This is a genomic window from Streptomyces sp. NPDC042371, assembly GCF_056437465.1.
In genome coordinates, this window is the sequence record NZ_JBWKAP010000005.1 from 444,004 (window position 1) to 460,396 (window position 16,393).

Genomic DNA, 16,393 nt, shown 5'->3' on the forward strand with positions numbered 1-16,393 from the left:
GTACGTACGGCTCCCGCCGCCGGGCGGCGGGAGTGCCCGCGGGGTGCCGCGGGGCTTGGGGGCCGACAGACCCCTACAGGTGCGCGAGCTTTTCCAGCACGGGAGCGGCGGCACGGAGCCGCGCCCACTCGTCCTCGTCGAGGTCCTGGGCCAGACCGGCGAGCCAGGCGTTCCGCTTGCGGCGGCTCTCTTCGAGCATGGCCTCGGCGGTCTCGGTCTGGGTCACCACCTTCTGGCGGCGGTCCTCGGGGTGCGGCTCGAGCCGGACCAGCCCCTTGGCTTCGAGCAGCGCCACGATGCGGGTCATCGACGGCGGCTGCACGTGCTCCTTGCGGGCGAGCTCGCCCGGGGTGGCGGAGCCGCAGCGGGCGAGGGTGCCGAGCACCGACATTTCGGTGGGGCTCAGCGACTCGTCGACACGCTGGTGCTTGAGTCGACGGGACAGGCGCATCACAGCGGAGCGCAGGGCGTTCACGGCGACGGCATCGTCACCATGGGAGAGGTCCGGCATGTTTGTTAGCGTAACTCATTACCCAAGCTAAGGACCACTCGGATTCCCTTATGGGTGGCACCGAATCATTTCGTCACCCGAATGAGTGAGGTGACTCCGGAAAGTGACGCACCGGCCGCGGGGGGCCGTGGACCCTGTCAGGCATGGGATCGCCAGTGCTCAGCCTGCGCATAGACGGTGAGCTGCTCGACCGGCTCCGACAGCACGCGGCCAAAAGAGGAATGAGCGTCCAGGACTATGTGGTCCGGACGCTCATTCGGGACGACTTCGACGAGCGCTTCAAGGCGTCCGTCGAGGAGACAGAGAAGTTCTACGGGGCGGCTTGAGCGCCCCGTCGGCGGCTGAACCGCGGCGGAACCTCAGGTGAGGTTCAGCGCAGGCATCAGGTAGTAGAAGGCGAACACCGCCGACACCGCGTACATCGCGACCGGCACCTCGCGCCCGCGCCCCGCCGCGAGCCGCAGCACCGTGAAGGTGATGAAGCCCATGCCGATGCCGTTCGTGATCGAGTACGTGAACGGCATCATCAGCATCGTGACGAAAGCGGGGATCGCGATCGTGTAGTCCGCCCAGTCGATCTGCCCGATGGACCCGGACAGGATCAGGAAGCCGACCGCGAGCAGCGCGGGCGTGGCGGCCTGGGACGGGACCATCGTGGCGATCGGCGTGAGGAAGAGCGCGACGGCGAAGAGCCCGCCGGTGACGACGTTCGCGAAGCCCGTGCGGGCGCCCTCGCCGACGCCCGCCGTGGACTCCACGAAGCAGGTGGTGGCGGAGGCGGACGAGGCGCCACCCGCGGCGACGGCGATGCCGTCGACGAAGAGCACCTTGTTGATGCCGGGCATGTTGCCGTTGGCGTCGGTCAGCTTCGCCTCGTCGCCGATGCCCATGATCGTGCCCATCGCGTCGAAGAAGCACGAGAGCAGCACGGTGAAGACGAAGAGGACGCCGGTCAGCACGCCGACCTTCTCGAAGCCGCCGAACAGGCTGATCTCGCCGACGAGCCCGAAGTCCGGCGTCGAGACGGGGTTGCCGGGCCACTCGGGGCTGGTCAGGCCCCAGGACGCGCCGTCGAGTCCGGCGGCGGCGTGGATGATCATCGCGACGACCGTCATGACGACGATGCTGAGCAGGATCGCGCCCGGCACCTTGCGCACGAGGAGCGCGAGGGTGAGCAGCACGCCGAGCACGAAGACGAGGACGGGCCAGCCGTTGAGGTGGCCGTCGCCGCCGAGCTGCAGCGGGACGGTGGTGTGCGCGGCGTCCGGGATGCGCGAGACGAAGCCCGCGTCGACGAGGCCGATCAGCATGATGAAGAGGCCGATGCCGATCGCGATGCCCTTGCGCAGGCCCAGCGGCACGGCGCTCATCACGCGCTCCCGCAGTCCGGTCGCGACGAGCAGCATCACCACGAAGCCCGCGAGGACGACCATGCCCATCGCGTCGGGCCAGGACATCCGGGGCGCGAGCTGGAGGGCGACGACGGTGTTCACGCCGAGCCCCGCGGCGAGGGCGATCGGGACGTTGCCGATGACGCCCATGAGGAGCGTGGTGAAGGCCGCGGTCAGCACGGTCGCGGTGACCAGCTGCTTGTTGTCGAGCTGGTGCCCGTACATGTCCTTCGCGCTGCCCAGGATGATCGGGTTCAGCACGACGATGTAGGCCATCGCGAAGAAGGTGGCGAAACCGCCGCGGACTTCCCTGGCCAGGGTCGAGCCGCGCTCCGAGATCTTGAAGAACGCGTCGAGGCCGTTCAGCGGGGCTTTCGGCGGCTCTTTACGGGCATCGACCGGAGCGTTGGCCGAGGAAGACATGGAGAACCTCATGACCTGTGAATGAAGAAGGTGACGAGCCGAGTTTCGCGAACTTGTACCTTCATACGAAAGCAATCGGCCATTAACGAGCGGTTTCAGTATGAATACATGAAGCAAAAATCGCTATCTCCGCGCGTAGACCCCTGCGAGGCAACGGCCGTACGGGCGCCGGGCCACGGGTGTACGAGCCGTCGACCCCGCCTCGTAAGCTGTACCCATGGCGAAGTGGACCCCCAAGCACGAGGCGCCGGAGCCCCTGGAGGGCCCCGTGGTCTCCACCATCACAGGTGGCACGATCCTCTGGTTCGTCCTCTTCCTGGTCCAGCTGCCGTTCTACGGCTGGTTCGACGACCGCGACGCGACCTGGTGGGTGTGGACCTGCCTGGCCGGTGCGGGTCTCGGCCTCATCGGGATCTGGTACGTACGCAAGCGCGACGCCGCGATCAAGAGGTCGAAAGTCACTCAGCCCCAGTAGTCCGCCCGGCGGTCCGTACAACCACGGGACGGGACGCGTCCTACCCTGGTCGGATCTTTGGGGCATTCAAGGGGTGAAGCCGCAGGACCGCCCTTACCGTCGAATGCATGACGCATATCGACGCGGGCGCCGAGCTCGACCCGGTCCACCCGGTGCCGCCCCCCAACGGGCGGGCCACCGGCCTGACCACCGCCGAGGTGGCCGAGCGAGTCGCACGCGGCGAGGTCAACGACGTACCGGTTCGCAGCTCACGCTCGCTGAGCGAGATCGTCCGGGCCAACGTCTTCACGCGCTTCAACGCGATCATCGGCGTGCTCTGGGTGATCATGCTGTTCGTCGCGCCGATACAGGACAGCCTCTTCGGCTTCGTGATCGTCGCCAACACCGGCATCGGCATCATCCAGGAGTGGCGCGCCAAGAAGACGCTGGACAGCCTCGCCGTCATCGGCGAGGCCAAACCCACCGTGCGGCGCGACGGCCGGGCCGCCGAGATCTCCACCTCCGAGATCGTCCTCGGCGACCTCGTCGAACTGGGTCCCGGCGACAAGATCCCCGTGGACGGCGAGGCCGTCGAGACCGACAGCCTGGAGGTCGACGAGTCGCTCCTGACCGGTGAGGCCGACCCCGTCATCAAGAAGCCCGGCGACAAGATGATGTCGGGCTCGTTCGTGGTCGCGGGCGGCGGCGCCTTCACCGCCACCAAGGTCGGCCGCGAGGCGTATGCCGCGCAGCTCGCCGAGGAGGCCAGCCGCTTCACCCTCGTCCACTCCGAGCTGCGCACCGGCATCTCCACGATCCTCAAGTACGTGACGTGGCTGATGATCCCGACCTCCATCGGCCTGGTCATCTCCCAGCTCGTCGTCAAGGACGACAACTTCAAGGAGTCCATCGCGTACACGGTGGGCGGGATCGTCCCCATGATCCCGGAGGGGCTCGTCCTCCTCACCTCCGTGGCCTTCGCGATCGGCGTGATCCGGCTCGGCCGCAAACAGTGCCTCGTCCAGGAACTCCCCGCCATCGAGGGCCTCGCCCGCGTCGACACGGTCTGCCTCGACAAGACCGGCACCCTCACCGAGGGCGGCATGGACGTCACCGAGCTGCGCCCGCTGGGCGGCGCCGACGAGACGTACGTACGCAAGGTCCTCGGCGCCCTCGGCGAGTCCGACCCCCGGCCGAACGCCTCGCTCCAGGCGATCATCGACGCCTACCCCGACAGCGAGGAGTGGCGCTGCACGGAGTCGCTGCCCTTCTCCTCCGCCCGCAAGTACAGCGGCGCCTCCTTCGGCGAGGGCGACGGCACCACGTCGACCTGGCTGCTCGGCGCCCCCGACGTGCTCCTGCCCGACGGCGACCCGTCGCTCGCCGAGATCGAGGACCTCAACCGGCAGGGCCTGCGCGTCCTGCTCCTGGCCCGCGCGGCCGTCGACCTCGACGACCCCGCCGTGGCGTCCGGAGCGAAGGCCACCGCCCTGGTCGTCCTGGAACAGCGGCTGCGGCCCGACGCCGCCGACACCCTGCGCTACTTCGAGGAGCAGGACGTCGCCGCCAAGGTCATCTCCGGCGACAACGCCGTCTCGGTGAGCGCCGTCGCGGGCAAGCTCGGCCTGCCGGGCGCCGAGAACACCGTGGACGCCCGCCGACTGCCCACCGAGCAGGACGAGATGGCACAGGCCCTCGACGACAACTCCGTCTTCGGCCGCGTCACCCCGCAGCAGAAGCGCGACATGGTCGGCGCCCTCCAGTCCCGCGGCCACACGGTCGCGATGACGGGCGACGGCGTGAACGACGTGCTGGCCCTCAAGGACGCCGACATCGGCGTCTCGATGGGCTCCGGCTCCGAGGCGACCCGGGCGGTCGCCCAGATCGTGCTCCTCAACAACAGCTTCGCGACGCTGCCCTCCGTCGTCGCCGAGGGCCGCCGCGTCATCGGCAACATCACGCGCGTCGCCACGCTGTTCCTGGTGAAGACCGTCTACTCGGTGATCATCGCGCTGCTCGTCGTCTGCTCGCAGGTCGAGTACATCTTCCTGCCCCGCCACCTGACGCTGCTCTCCACGCTGACGATCGGCGTCCCGGCCTTCTTCCTCGCGCTCGCCCCCAACAAGGAGCGCGCGAAACCGCACTTCGTCCGCAGGGTCATGCGGTACGCGATCCCGGGCGGCGTCGTCGCGGGTGTCGCCACGTTCGTGACGTATCTGCTGGCCCGGCACCACTACGACGGCGCGGGCGCGCGGGAAGCCGAGACCAGCGCGGCGACCCTGGCGCTGTTCCTGATCGCCATGTGGGTCCTCGCCATCATCGCCCGCCCCTACACGTGGTGGCGGATCGGCCTCATCGGCGCGATGGGTCTCGGCTTCCTGTTCGTGCTGACCGTGCCCTGGCTCCAGGACTTCTTCCAGCTGAAGCTGGTGGGCACGACGATGCCGTGGGCGGCGGTCGCCATCGCGGCGGTGGCCTCACTCGTGATCGAGGTCATCTACCGGTGGGTGGACCGCCGCTTCCCGGCGTAGGGGTTGGTCCGGGGCTGCCGCGGTCCTAGCGGACGTCGACGAAGTCGCTCGTCGACGTCACGGCCGGGGTCGTGGACGTACCGGCGAAGACGTAGCGGAAGTAGCCGTCGGCGGAGGCCTTCACCGTGGTCTTCAGGTTGCCCTTGGTGTCGGACTTGACCGTCTTGAGCGTCGTGTAGCTGCTGGCGCCCTTCTTCTTGTACTGCAGCTGCACGGACTGCTTGGTGTAGCCCGCGTACTTCAGGGTGTCCCAGTTGGCGCGAGTGAGGGCGCCGGTGACCGTGAGGGTCTTGCCCTTCTTGATGGGCTCCGGGGAGGCGTTGGTGGTGAGGCGGGCGGCGCGCTTCACCGAGGCGTTGGTCGGGAAGGCGTCCTTCTGGATGTGGTCGCCGTCCTTGCCCTGGGCGATCGTCCAGACCTTCCACTTGCCGGCCAGGACGTTGCCGTAGATGTTGTCCTTCGGGTCGGCGACGACCGTCACGGAGCAGGTGGACGTGGTCGCGTCGACGACCTTGCAGTCGCCGGTCTCCTGCTCGGGGACCATCGAGCCGTCGATGCCGTGCTCGGCGTCGAAGTCCGTGCCGTGCCACAGGAACGCGACGGCGTCCTCGATGCCGGACGGGTCCGTCGCCGTGACGGAGATCTTGACCGACTTCTTGGCGGAGGTGCCGACGACGATGTCCTTGCCACCGTTGACGGTGATCTTCGTGATCTTGGTGTCGCCCACGGTTCCGTCGGCCGGAGCCTTGGCCGCGAAGGTCGCGGCCTCCGGCGCCTTCGGGGCGTCGGCGGCGGTCGCGGCCGGAACGGCGAGTGCGGAAAGGGCCAGGGTGCCGGACAGTGCGGCCACGGTGGCACGGATGCGCATGTGTTTCCCCAGGTGGAGAAGGGGACCCGCGGAGCGTGACGCGGTCACGCGGGTCCCAAGTGATCTAGGAGTCTGTTGACTCGGAAGATCAGACTTTCGACAGGGGTGGCTGGTTGTACACCAAGTGAAGAAAATGTGACCGCGTTTCGGAACATCATGCTCCGAAACGCGGTCTCCTTCGCCTCAGTCGAACCAGCGGTCCCGCGCCAGCTCCTCGGTCCGCGACGGGTCCTCCAGGAGCGCCGCCACCTCAAAGCGCCGCGGCCACTGCCCCGCCGCCCAGGCGAGCCCGGCCGCGACGCCCTCCAGGGTCGCCGCGTGCACCGTGCCGTCCGGCGTGCGGCGCCAGTCCAGCTCCACGCCGCCCGCGACCAGTTCGTCGTACTCGACGTACGTCTCCGGGGTCGCCGACCCGAGCAGGATCCGCACCGACTCCGGCACCGCGTGCTCGACGCCCTCCCCCGCGGGCTCCACGGCCGCCGTCTCGCTCAGCCGCCGCACCTGGAACAGCTCCGCCAGATCCGCCGCCCGGCCCGGCTGCACCGGCAGCAGCGCCACACCACCGGCCAGCGGCAGCAGATCGGGGGCGTCCGCGACCACCGCGTCCGCCGCGTCGACCACCACGACCTCGCCGTCCACCACCGCGCGCAGCTCGTCCGGGAGCGTCACCTGCTCCGGGTCGAGATCGGCCAGCGCCCCGTACAGCGCATGCAGCTGCGCCGCGGAAACGGTCCTCTCCGGGTCCGCGAGGCGGTCGAGCAGCTCGGCCGCACCGCCCGGCTCCGCCAGCAGGGCGCTCACGGACGTCCGCACGCCCAGCGCCCGCAGGACCTGCTCGTCGCCAAAACCGGACGCGTCCGCCGCGTCGTACAGACCGACAAGGAGCGGATCCCCACCCTCCGCCCGCAGCCCGGCGGGACGGCGGCCGTCGAGAACCGGGTGCCCGCGCAGCCACCAGGCCGTGTACGAACGGACCGTCTCCGTCGTCCCGTCCGGCAGCAGCACCCGCAGCGGCTGCGTCAGCGCGTCCCGCAACGGCGGACGCGACAGCATCGCCAGCGCCTGCGGCCAGCAGTCGTCGTCGACCAGGTCGAGGTCCCGCACGGCGACGATCTCGGTCGCCACCGGCGGCACCGGGGTGTCGGGCAGCCGGTCGAGCACGTCCTCGCACCACACGTCCACGGCGTCGAGCAGGCCCGCGTCGTCCGGCTCGGGGAAGTCGCCCTCGCGGGGCTCCAGTTCATCGGGGTCGAGAACGACGTCGGTGGCGCGTACGAGGGCGAAGGTGGCGAGCACGCCGCATGCGGCGAGCGGCTGCTCGCCCCAGCGGTCGGCCAGCTCCTGGTCCGTGAGCGCGAGTTCGTCGTCCCGCATGACCTGCGCGAAGTCGCTGCCGGGCAGCACGAGCTCACCGGCCGGGGCGAGCTCGCCGTCCTCGTCGGGCAGCGCGAGCGCGGCCAGCCACGGCTCGTCGCCCGGCGCGAGGTTCGCGTCCCGTACGAGGGCGAGCACGACGTCCGCCAACTCCTCGGCGTCCAGCGCATCCTCGTCCCACGTGTCGTCGTCGAGCGACGCGGCGACGGCGGCACGGACCTGCGGCGTGGTGAGGACGGCGCGGGGCGTGGCGGGCAGCGCGCCGAGCTTCTCCAGGAGCGGGTGGGCGGCATCCGGGTGGGCGATCTTCAGCCCGAGGCGGGCGAGGGAGGCGGGGTCGACGGCGCGGTCGGGCCCGTCGGCGGGGGTGGGGAGCAGGACCTGGCGGGGGCCGATGGTGGTGCGCGCGGCGCGCCCGCGGGAACCTCCCCCGTTCTCGCGGTCCGGGCCATGAGGGCTTGGGTCCTCATGGCCCAAGCCCGCATGGCCCAAGCCCGCATGGCCCAAGCCCGCATGGCCCAAGCCCGCATGGCCCAAGTCCTCATGGCCCAAGTCCTCATAACCCGGCGAAGGCGTCGGCCCGCCCGCCAGCGGCACCGGCAGCCCCGAGAGCCGGTCCGGGTCGACCCCGGCCAGCGTGTCGTACAGCCGCCGCCACCAGCCGGGCTCCCGCTCCAGACCCGCGAGCCGGTCCACGGCCTCCGTCAGCGCGATCCGCGCCACGCCCAGCGTGCGCAGCTCGGCACGGCGCTCCAGGCCCGCGGGCAGCAGACAGGGCAGCACCTCGGCGAGGACACGGACCGTGTCGGCACCGGCGCCCTCGACGACCTCCGCGTCACGCGGCCGCAACGCCTCCGGCAGTCCGTCCTCGTCGCCCTCATCGCCCTCGGCACGGGGCAGCGCGGGCGGCAGGAAGGCGGTACGGGGCAGCCGGTCCAGGATGCCCTGCCGCAGCGCGCCGTCCAGCTCGCTCTTGCCGAGCGGCCCCGGCACGAGGGAGATGATCCCCTCGGTGACCGGCCGCCAGTCGGCGAGCAGTTCGACGTACGCGTCCGCGGCCCGCTCCACCAGGAAGTCGGTCAACGGCCCCGGAGCGGCATGCCGCCGCGCGGTGTCCAGCGGGAACGAGGCGATGAGCAACGCGGGTACGCCCAGGGGCTCGTCGCTCGGCGTCGGCGCGTGCACGACGGGGCTGGTGCGCGGCCGCTCCGGAGCACCGTCGCGGCCCGTGGGCACGGCCCAGGTGACCGACCAGTGCGGGCGCAGCCGCTCCTCGACGGGCCGGTCCTTCAGGAGGTCGGCGTCGAGCGGCCCCTGCCTGCTGACGGTACGCCAGCGGGTGGTGCCGTCGCGGCTGTCCTCGATCACGGTGTACGGGGCCTCGGTACGGCGACGCAGCGTGCGCGTGGTCCCGTCCGGGGTCCGGATGCTGACCTCCGCAAGACCCGGCAGGGCGAGGAGCAGCGCGTCGTCGACCCCGTCGAGCAGCCTCGCCACGAGGTCCTCCGCGGCGGCGTCGCGCAGCGGCAGGATGACGACCGTGTCGTAGCCGTCGGGGGCGGTGCCCTCGGCGGCGAAGGGGAGGCGGAGCAGCGGCACGTGGCCGTCCCGCCGTCGTACCTCGTCCCCGAGGCCCGGGCTGAACCTGGCGGTCTCCGCGGCCAGTTCCCGCGCCTCGGACAGCGACCAGCGGACGCCGCCGGTGCGGCCGACGACCGCGGGCTCGTCGGAGACGGCGAGCACGGCGGCGAAGCCGACGCCGAAGCGGCCTACGGCGCCGGTGGTGGCTGCGGTGGCCTGTGTGGCTGTGGCCGTGCTGCTCGGCTCCCGCTTCGCGGAGGCACGGAGGGTGGAGAGGGACTCGACCCCGGTGGCGTCGAGCGGAGCACCGCTGTTGGCCGCGGCGAGGACTCCGCCGTGCAGCGTCAACGCCAGTCGGCCAGGAACGCCCGCGCGGGCGGCGGCGTCGGAGGCGTTCTGGGCGAGCTCCACGACGAGGCGGTCGCGGTAGCCGCCGAGGGCGAGGTCTTCCTCGGCGTTGGCGTCCTCGCGGAAACGGGACGGGGCCGCCGCCCATGCGTCGAGTACTCCGCGGCGGAGGCGGGCGGTGCCGAAGGGATCCGTACCCTCGGCCGCCGGCCGCACGGTCTTGCTCACGGTCGACTGTCTCCTCTGGGGGTGGGCAGGTGTGGGGGTGGGCAGGTGGCGACGTGCCTTGTGCCTTGCGGGCGAACGGTATCGCGCCCTCTCCTTGAGGGGCGCCATCGTCTCCGCTCCGCGGCGGGGGTGGGGGTGCGGTGCCCTGCTACGCCGCTCCGCGGCGGGTTCACCCCGCACCGCCGGGTGAGCGTGCAGTACTCCGCCGCTCCGCGGCAGGGACGGGGTTGCCGTGTCCCGGCACCGCCAAGTCCCCCTGCTACGCCGCTCCGCGGCGGTTCACCCACCCACCCGCCCGTTCACCCCGCACCGCCAAGCGAACGCGCAGCACTCCGCCGCTCCGCGGCAGGGACGGGGTTGCCGTGTCCCTGCACCGCCAAGTCCCCCTGCTACGCCGCTCCGCGGCGGTTCACCCACCCACCCGCCCGTTTACCCCGCACCGCCAAGTGAACGTCCAGCACTCCGCCGCTCCGCGGCGGGGCGATAGTGGACTCCCCACACCACCGAGTGGGCGTGCCGCGCCTGCCCAGCCGGCGGTCCCGACACGGGGATGAGGGCGGGTGGGTGGGGGAAACGCCGCGCAGCGGCGACGCGGGACAAGACGGTGCGGGGAGCCTCGTGGGCCGGTACGGGGCTCCGGCTCGGAGAGCGGGGGCCGTGCCGGTGGTGCAGGGGGCCTCGCGGGCCCACCCACGCGACTCCGGCTCAGAGGGCGGGGGCGCCGAGGAACCGGGTGGGTCCGGCTCGCGGAGCGGGGTCCGGAGCCGGGGTTCCGGCACCGGAGAGGCCTCGTGAGGTCGAGGGCTTTGGCAGGAGTGGGGCTTCAGCACCGGGAGGGGCTGTCGGCGAGTGAGGTGGCCCCCGGCTCCCGGGGGTCAGGAGTGGCCCAGGTCCTCGCCCGCTTCAGCACCGGGAGGGGCTGTCGGCGAGTGGGGTGGCCCCCGGCTCCCGGGGGGCAGGAGTGGCCCAGGTCCTCGCCCGCTTCAGCACCGGGAGGGGCTGTCGGCGAGTGGGGTGGCCCCGGCTCCGGGGGGTCAGGAGTGGCCCAGGTCCTCGCCGGGGCCCTCCGCGCTCACGGAGCCCGAGTCCGCCGCAGGCCGCAGCGGCAGCACGTCCACCCGCGTCTCATCGAGCACCGGCGCCGCAGGCCGCGGCGGCTTCGGCATGACCGCGGCCTCCGAGTGGCCTCCGCAGCCGTACGAGAGGGAGACGACCCGCCCGTCCGCGGGCCCGAACTCATTGCCGCAGACACCGAACGCTTGCCCGAGCGAGCCGCCGATCCGTACGAGGAAGCCACAGCTGACGCACGCCGCGGGCGCCGCCTGCGCCATCGGGGTCTTCGCTCCGTACGCCTCGTCCCAGCGGTCCGCAGCGACGTGCAGCCCGTAACGGGACAGGACCCTCGCCCGCCGCATGCCCAGTTCGTCGGCGACCGCCGTGATGGAACCGCGGGCGGGCGCGACCGGCAGCTCGGCGGGCGGCACCGCCGTCACCTCGGCGTCCTCCGCCTCGACGAGCTCGGCCATCTCGTCCGACACCACGGAGTTCGGCGGCGGCTCCTCCTCGCCGGAGTAGCCGGGCTCCAGGCGCAGGTCCTCTGCGTCCGTCGGCAGCAGGTCGCCCGGTCCCATGTCGCCCGGCCGGAGCCGCTCGCTCCACGGCACCCACTCGGGGGCGAGGAGCGCGTCGGGGCCCGGAAGCAGCACCGTCTCGTCGAGGGTGACGACCTTGGCCCGCGAGGCACGGGCGACCGTCACCGCCCAGCGCCAGCCGCGGTAGCCGAACTCCTTGCATTCGAAGAGGTGTGTGACGACGCGGTCGCCTTCCACGACGACCTCGACATGCTCACCGACCACACCGGGCGCGGCGGCCTCCTCGGCCGCGGCACGTGCCAGGCCCACCGCCTCGGCGCAGAGGCGGTCGGGGGTACGCGGGGTGCGCGGGGTACGGCTTCGCGTTGTCGCTGCGCTCACAGGTATCGCTTCTCTCCTACGCCGTCTCACGAGTGCGCCACCTTTACGCGGGGGTGCGGACGGAGCGGACCAGAGGGCCGCGTCAACGTCCGCGCCCGACGTTCCGGGGCGCGCCTACGTCACCCATTCTGCGGGATGACCGAGAGGCGCGCGGCCAAGAACAACCGCCGCAGGCGCGCTACGCACGCTACCTTCTCCTGGCCCCTGGGCCTACACCGACGTACGCCACCGCGCCCCGATCCGCTCCCGCGCCCCTGCCCGGCACGCCTCTCCACGCCGTGCCGGAGGGCACGAAGCGAAGAAACGGGCACCCGAAATTTTCCCCCGGCAAACCGCCGAGCCCTCCCCACCGCGTGGCGCAAACGGGTGGGCGGGAATCCCGCCGCGGAGCGGCGAAGCGCGACCGCCCCCACCCCGGCGCGGAGAGGGGGCGCTGCGGCTCACAGCCGGTATCCGCACTAGTAGGGCCCCCGAGGGGGCACTATGACGGGGTGGCCCCCACCAGGTCGATGTCCGTAGGAACCGCCTCGCCGGGCCCGGCGAGGCGGACCGCCCGTGCGCTGGGCCGCGCCCTGCACCTGCCCTTCACCGGTACCGCCCGGGGCATCCGCAAGGCCACCCACGCCCACGGAGCGGGCGAGTCGGGGCTCGGGAAACTGATCGAGCTGCACGCGGTCAACGGCGCGGGCGACGTCATGATCACCGTCGCGCTCGCCTCGACCGTCTTCTTCTCGGTGCCGACGGACGAGGCGCGCGGCCGGGTGGCGCTCTATCTGGCGATCACGATGGCGCCGTTCACGCTCCTCGCCCCGGTCATCGGCCCGCTCCTCGACCGCCTGCCGCACGGCCGCCGGGCCGCGATGGCGGGGGCGATGCTGGCGCGCGCGCTGCTCGCGCTGGTGCTGTCGGGGGCGGTGGTGTCGGGGAGTGTCGAGTTGTATCCGGCCGCGCTCGGCGTGCTGGTCGCGTCCAAGGCGTACGGGGTGGTCAGAAGCGCTGTCGTGCCACGGCTCCTGCCACCGGGGTTCTCCCTGGTAAAAGCCAATTCCCGGGTGACTCTGGGGGGTCTGCTCGCGACTGCCGTGGCGGCGCCCGCCGGGGCCGGGCTGCAGGCGCTCGGGCCTCGGTGGCCCCTGTTCGGCGCCTTCGTGATCTTCGTCTCGGGGATGTTCCTGTCGTTCTCGCTGCCGCACAAGGTGGACTCGTCGAAGGGCGAGAGCAGGGCGCTGCTCGCCGCGGACGAGGAGCATCTGCATCTGCACGCCCGCGCCGAGGCGGGCTCCGACACGTCCCGCAGACGACGCATGGGGCTGCGTACGGTCGGCCCGGCCGTCACCCACGCCCTGGGCGCGAACGCGGCGCTGCGCTGTCTGTCCGGCTTCCTCATCTTCTTCCTGGCGTTCCTGCTGCGGGAGCATCCGCTCGCGGGGCAGAGCGCGGCGGTGTCGCTCGGCATCGTGGGGGTGTCGGCGGGCGCGGGCAACGCGCTGGGCACGGCCGTCGGTGCCTGGCTGAAATCGCGGGCGCCCGAGGTGATCATCGTGACCGTGGTCGCGGTGGTGCTGGGCGTGGCGGTCACGTCCGCGCTGTTCTTCGGGGCGGTCGGCGTCGCCTGTCTCGGCGCGTGCGCGGGCTTCGCGCAGGCGCTGTCCAAGCTGTCCCTGGACGCGCTGCTGCAGCGGGACGTCCCCGAGCAGGTCCGCACGTCCGCGTTCGCCCGTTCCGAGACGCTGCTCCAGATGGCCTGGGTGGTCGGCGGCGGCATCGGCATCGCCCTGCCGCTGGTCGGCACGCTCGGGCTCTGGGTGGCGGCCGCGATCGTGGCGGTGGGCTGGCTGTCGACCGTCCGCGGCCTGCTCGCCTCGGCCCGCCGCGGCAGCCCCCGCCGGGCCCGGGTGGTCTGACCTGCCCCGCTCCCCACCACGTGCTCCCCCCACCCCCGCGCGACGCACCCCTCACCCCCGCACGGCACGCCCATGCCCCCCGCGTAACAGCACCCCCCGGCGCGCCCGATAGCCTTCGCCCATGACCTCCCTGCTCCGCGGCGGAGCCGCGAATGTGAACAGCGCGCGCCGCCGCCGCACCGCGGCCGCACTTGGCGCCGTCTCCGCCGGACTCCTCGTCCTCTCGGCCTGCGACAAGCCGACGCCGCTCGCCACCGTGACGGTGGGCAGCAATTCCGTACACACGGACGCCTCCTGCTACAACGACGGCAAGGAGCTGGAGCAGTCGCAGCTGAAGTCCTGCCTGCAGGACAAGGACGTCAAGTCCGTGAAGATCGATCCGGACGAGAAGGTCCGCTTCGGCGTCGACCCGGAGATGGCCGAAAAGGGCTGGACGCTGCTGATGAACGGTCAGCCGCTGACCGAGGCCAGCAAGAAGACGTACGTCGTCATCCCGGGCAACGTCTTCTTCAACCAGCAGTACGGCGGTGGCGGCAAGAAGTCGACCGTCAGCCTCCTCGAGGGCGGCAAGGGCTCGGAGTCCAAGGCGACGGGCCTGTGGTCGTTCAAGTTCGAGAAGGACTCCTGACCTGATCTCGCAAGGGGCCCCGCGCGTCCTCGTCGCCACCGCCGTCCCCGCCGAACGGGACGCGGTGGCCGGGGCGCTGTCCGAGGCCCCCGCCCGTGACGTACCCGCCCATGACGTCCTCGCCGTCGGCGTGGGCCCCGCGGCCGCCGCGGCGGGCACGGCGACCGCACTCGCCCGTGCCGCCGCCGAGGGTCGGCCCTTCGGCCTCGTCGTGTCGGCCGGTATCGGCGGCGGTTTCCCGGCCGACCTGCCGCCCGACGCGCCCGTCGGCTCGCTCGTCGTCGCCGACGAGATCACCGTCGCCGATCTGGGCGCCGAGACCCCCGACGGTTTCGCGCCCGTCACCGAGCTGGGTTTCGGCGCGGTCACCCACCGTCCGCCGCCTTCCCTCGTACGGGAGGTGGCCGACGCCTGCGGTGCCGCGACCGGCACCGTCCTCACCGTCTCCACCGTGACCGGCTCCGCCGAGCGCGCCGCCGGACTGCGGCTGCGCCATCCGCACGCCCTGGCCGAGGCGATGGAGGGCTTCGGTGTCGCCGAGGCCGCCGCGCTGCACGGCCTGCCCGTCCTCGAGGTCCGCGCGATCTCCAACCCCGTCGGCCCGCGCGACCGCGCGGCCTGGCGGATCGGCGACGCGCTGGCCGCGCTGAGCGACGCGTTCGGGAAGTTCGCGCCGGTACTGAGGAGTTGGAACACACATGACTGAGTCCCCGGAAACCCCGCAGCCCCGAGCGGCCTTCCTCGACCGCCCGCTGCGCATCGCGTACTCGCCCTGCCCCAACGACACGTTCGTCTTCGACGCCTGGGCGCACGGCCGGGTGCCGGGTGCGCCCGCCCTCGACGTCACGTTCGCGGACATCGACATCACCAACGGCATCGCGGAGCGCGCCGCGTCCTCCTCGCAGACCTCCGACCTGGACGTCCTGAAGGTGTCGTACGCCGTGCTGCCGTACGTCCTGGACGAGTACGCGCTGCTGCCGTGCGGCGGCGCGCTCGGCCGTGGCTGCGGGCCGCTCGTGCTGACCCGCGAGCCGGGCACCGACCTCACCGGCAAGACCGTCGCCGTGCCCAGCGAGAAGTCGACGGCGTATCTGCTCTTCCGCCTCTGGGCGGCGGACACGCTGGCGGGCGGTGGCGTCGGGGAGATCGTGGTGCTGCCGTTCGACCAGATCATGCCCGCGGTGCGCGACGGCAAGGTCGACGCGGGCCTGGTCATCCACGAGGCGCGCTTCACGTACCAGAACTACGGCCTGCACTGCCTCGCCGACATGGGCGAGCACTGGGAGGCCACGACGGGGCTGCCGATCCCGCTGGGCGCGATCATCGCGCGGCGGAGCCTGGGGACGGCGGCGCTGGAGCGGATCGCCGAGGCGGCCCGTACGTCGGTGCGCATGGCGTGGGACGACCCGGAGGCCTCGCGTCCGTACGTCCTGGAGCATGCCCAGGAGATGGATCCGGCGGTGGCGGACCAGCACATCGGCCTGTACGTCAACGAGTTCACGGCCGACCTCGGCGAGAACGGTTACGCGGCGGTCCGCGGACTGCTGACGCGCGCCGCGGCCGAGGGACTCGTACCGCCCCTCGGCCCGAACGCTCTGTCGTTTCCCTAGCGACTCTTGAGGCGGCGGCGGGACTTGAGGCGGAATCCCGCCTCCGCCCGCGCCGCACGCCCGCGCTAAACGTCCAGTTGGTCGGCGACCGCCCGCAGCAGGCCCGCGATCTTCGCGCCGGACGCCTTGTCGGGATAGCGGCCCTTTTCCAGCATGGGTGTGATGTTCTCGAGCAGGGTCGTCAAATCCTGGACGATCGACGCCAGTTCATCCGGCTTACGGCGCTGTGCGGCCGCCACCGACGGCGTGGGATCGAGAATCGCCACCGAAAGGGCCTGGTCACCGCGTTGTCCCGCGACCACGCCGAATTCCACGCGCTGGCCGGGCTTGAGTGTGTCGACGCCGGCGGGCAGTACTGAGGAATGCACGAAGACGTCGCCGCCGTCGTCGCGGGAGAGAAAGCCGAAGCCCTTCTCGCTGTTGAACCACTTGACCTTGCCGGTAGGCACGTGAAGTCCTCGTCCTCGTACTCGTCGTACTCGTCTATGCCGGGTCCGCCCGTCAGGAACGACGGGGCGAAAACGGCTCTGGATAGCACTACAGCGGGTCGCCCGACCCGCCAGGACACA

At 71.8% G+C, this 16,393-nt stretch carries 13 protein-coding genes; 7 read left to right on the forward strand and 6 right to left on the reverse strand.

Annotated features, from left to right (window positions below; all coding sequences use genetic code 11):
• Window positions 1-73: 73 nt before the first annotated feature.
• Window positions 74-511 carry a MarR family winged helix-turn-helix transcriptional regulator gene (locus AC068B_RS18040; protein WP_055568427.1) on the reverse strand — a complete coding sequence of 146 codons (438 nt, stop codon included), beginning with the start codon at window positions 509-511 and terminating at the stop codon, window positions 74-76.
• A gap of 143 nt (window positions 512-654) precedes the next feature.
• On the opposite strand from AC068B_RS18040, the gene AC068B_RS18045 reads away from it, so the two are divergent.
• Window positions 655-837 carry a ribbon-helix-helix protein, CopG family gene (locus AC068B_RS18045; protein ID WP_079075028.1) on the forward strand — a complete coding sequence of 61 codons (183 nt, stop codon included), beginning with the start codon at window positions 655-657 and terminating at the stop codon, window positions 835-837.
• 33 nt (window positions 838-870) lie between these two features.
• Here AC068B_RS18045 and AC068B_RS18050 read toward each other — a convergent pair whose 3' ends face one another.
• Window positions 871-2,325 carry an NCS2 family permease gene (locus AC068B_RS18050; protein ID WP_478672519.1) on the reverse strand — a complete coding sequence of 485 codons (1,455 nt, stop codon included), beginning with the start codon at window positions 2,323-2,325 and terminating at the stop codon, window positions 871-873.
• A 217-nt stretch (window positions 2,326-2,542) separates the two neighbouring features.
• On the opposite strand from AC068B_RS18050, the gene AC068B_RS18055 reads away from it, so the two are divergent.
• Both AC068B_RS18055 and AC068B_RS18060 read left to right on the forward strand, forming a co-directional pair.
• A complete protein-coding gene (locus AC068B_RS18055; protein ID WP_055568429.1) occupies window positions 2,543-2,800 on the forward strand; it encodes a DUF2530 domain-containing protein in 258 nt (85 codons plus the stop codon).
• Between the two features lie 107 nt (window positions 2,801-2,907).
• Window positions 2,908-5,310 carry a cation-translocating P-type ATPase gene (locus tag AC068B_RS18060; protein WP_478672520.1) on the forward strand — a complete coding sequence of 801 codons (2,403 nt, stop codon included), beginning with the start codon at window positions 2,908-2,910 and terminating at the stop codon, window positions 5,308-5,310.
• Window positions 5,311-5,335: 25 nt separating this feature from the next.
• Here AC068B_RS18060 and AC068B_RS18065 read toward each other — a convergent pair whose 3' ends face one another.
• From AC068B_RS18065 to AC068B_RS18075, 3 genes are all read right to left on the reverse strand, one after another.
• Complete coding sequence (locus AC068B_RS18065; RefSeq protein ID WP_478672521.1) at window positions 5,336-6,178, reverse strand: DUF5707 domain-containing protein; 843 nt, start codon at window positions 6,176-6,178, stop codon at window positions 5,336-5,338.
• A 183-nt stretch (window positions 6,179-6,361) separates the two neighbouring features.
• On the reverse strand, window positions 6,362-9,709 hold the full coding sequence (locus tag AC068B_RS18070; protein ID WP_478672522.1) for a sacsin N-terminal ATP-binding-like domain-containing protein: 3,348 nt from the start codon (window positions 9,707-9,709) through the stop codon (window positions 6,362-6,364).
• A gap of 1,034 nt (window positions 9,710-10,743) precedes the next feature.
• Window positions 10,744-11,682 carry a DUF3027 domain-containing protein gene (locus AC068B_RS18075; RefSeq protein ID WP_478672524.1) on the reverse strand — a complete coding sequence of 313 codons (939 nt, stop codon included), beginning with the start codon at window positions 11,680-11,682 and terminating at the stop codon, window positions 10,744-10,746.
• 509 nt (window positions 11,683-12,191) lie between these two features.
• Between AC068B_RS18075 and AC068B_RS18080 the strand changes: the two genes are divergently transcribed.
• The 4 genes from AC068B_RS18080 to AC068B_RS18095 all read left to right on the forward strand — a co-directional run bounded on the left by AC068B_RS18080 (window position 12,192) and on the right by AC068B_RS18095 (window position 15,824).
• A complete protein-coding gene (locus AC068B_RS18080; protein WP_478672732.1) occupies window positions 12,192-13,586 on the forward strand; it encodes an MFS transporter in 1,395 nt (464 codons plus the stop codon).
• Between the two features lie 121 nt (window positions 13,587-13,707).
• Entirely contained in the window at window positions 13,708-14,214 is a 507-nt protein-coding gene (locus AC068B_RS18085) for a DUF2771 domain-containing protein (RefSeq protein ID WP_478672525.1), read from the forward strand.
• Between the two features lie 64 nt (window positions 14,215-14,278).
• A complete protein-coding gene (locus AC068B_RS18090; protein WP_478672526.1) occupies window positions 14,279-14,920 on the forward strand; it encodes a futalosine hydrolase in 642 nt (213 codons plus the stop codon).
• Window positions 14,913-15,824 (forward strand): 1,4-dihydroxy-6-naphthoate synthase, encoded by a 912-nt coding sequence (locus tag AC068B_RS18095; protein WP_478672528.1) that lies wholly within the window; start codon window positions 14,913-14,915, stop codon window positions 15,822-15,824. Before AC068B_RS18090 ends, AC068B_RS18095 begins: the two co-directional genes overlap by 8 nt.
• A gap of 65 nt (window positions 15,825-15,889) precedes the next feature.
• Here the strand turns inward: AC068B_RS18095 and AC068B_RS18100 are convergent, their stop codons facing one another.
• Complete coding sequence (locus AC068B_RS18100) at window positions 15,890-16,273, reverse strand: cold-shock protein (protein ID WP_076685560.1); 384 nt, start codon at window positions 16,271-16,273, stop codon at window positions 15,890-15,892.
• Window positions 16,274-16,393: the final 120 nt, after the last annotated feature.